The 1318-nt window shown below is 67.1% G+C and carries 2 protein-coding genes and 2 pseudogenes; 2 read left to right on the top strand and 2 right to left on the bottom strand.

Annotation, left to right across the window (positions count from 1 at the left end; translation table 11 throughout):
• Positions 1-281, top strand: a 281-nt coding sequence (locus A5714_RS05590) for a TetR-like C-terminal domain-containing protein (protein WP_197513560.1), incomplete at its 5' end; no start/stop codon positions are given.
• Between the two features lie 280 nt (positions 282-561).
• Positions 562-738 (top strand): annotated as a pseudogene (locus A5714_RS05585) (30S ribosomal protein S12); the annotation flags it as partial.
• Here A5714_RS05585 and rpsG read toward each other — a convergent pair.
• A pseudogene (gene rpsG, locus A5714_RS05580) lies at positions 720-1046 on the bottom strand (30S ribosomal protein S7); the annotation flags it as partial. The pseudogenes A5714_RS05585 and rpsG overlap by 19 nt on opposite strands.
• The coding region (gene rpsL, locus A5714_RS05575) for a 30S ribosomal protein S12 (protein WP_068283559.1) at positions 1046-1318 on the bottom strand (273 nt) is incomplete at its 5' end. The pseudogene rpsG and the gene rpsL, both read right to left, overlap by 1 nt.

The raw sequence follows: 1318 nt of genomic DNA, 5'->3' as shown, positions 1-1318 counted from the left end.
CCTTCACCCGGATGCCGCTGGGCGGCGACGACCCCGAATACACCGCGGCGACCCGCGGCGCCGCCGCGCCGGTCATCGCGGTGCTGTCCTCCTACGGCCTCGACGGCGACGCGGCGTTCTACGCGGCCCTGGAGTTCTGGTCGGCCCTGCACGGGTTCGTGCTGCTCGAGATGACCGGCGTCATGGACGACATCGACACCGACGCGTTGTTCTCCGACATGGTGCTGCGGTTGGCGGCCGGGGTGGAACGGCGCACCGCGCACAACGGCGCCGCGGGCTGACCCCGCCCGGGCCGGGTCCGGCGTCGACGCCGCTTTGACCTGCGTGACCGGCGGCGGGTATTGTGGGGGCTCGTGCCTGGCGGCTTACGGCGCCTAACCGTAAGGAAGTGAATGCCGGGCGAATTCGCATGTCCACGATGCTTCGGACTTTCGTCCGGTGCCCGGCGCGTGCGACACACCCGGACGCGGGGTAGCGCGGCCGGACAAAACCGCAGTACCGAGACGTGAATAACGCCAGCAAGACCAGAAGACTTTGCACATAGAGGAAGAAAGCCGGTAGATGCCAACCATTCAGCAGCTGGTCCGCAAGGGTCGCCGCGACAAGGTCGCGAAGGTCAAGACCGCGGCCCTCAAGGGCAGCCCGCAGCGTCGTGGCGTGTGCACCCGCGTGTACACCACCACCCCGAAGAAGCCGAACTCGGCGCTTCGCAAGGTCGCGCGCGTGAAGCTGACCAGCCAACGCAGGGCCAGCGTCACCGAGCGGTCCGGACGCACCTCGACCGGAACCTGGTACGTCGCACCGCCCACGCGGCGGCTCCGCACCTCGAGGGAGGGCTTAACGTTGTCCATGGCGCGCTTGAGGGTGATCACCGGATCCGTGCCGGTCTTGTCCCGAGCTTGTTCGAGCGCACCATAAACAATGCGCTCAGCCAGCGATTTCTTCCCGTCCAGCAGAACTTTGTTGACCAGCTGGGTGACCAGCTGCGATCCGTAGACGGGGTCGTTGACCAGCGGACGCTTCGGCGCGGGGCCCTTGCGCGGCATCAGCTCTTCTCCTTCTTGGCGCCGTAACGGCTGCGAGCCTGCTTGCGGTTCTTCACGCCCTGGGTGTCGAGCGAACCGCGGATGATCTTGTAGCGCACACCAGGCAGGTCCTTCACCCGGCCACCACGCACCAGCACCATCGAGTGCTCCTGCAGGTTGTGGCCCTCACCCGGGATGTACGCGGTGACCTCGACCTGGCTGGTCAGCTTCACGCGCGCGACCTTGCGAAGCGCCGAGTTCGGCTTCTTCGGGGTGGTGGTGTACACGCGGGT

Source organism: Mycobacterium sp. E2462 (assembly GCF_001672685.1).
GTDB lineage: Bacteria > Actinomycetota > Actinomycetes > Mycobacteriales > Mycobacteriaceae > Mycobacterium.
The sequence above is the reverse complement of the archived record's forward strand: the minus strand, read 5'-3'. Positions and strand labels throughout refer to the sequence as shown.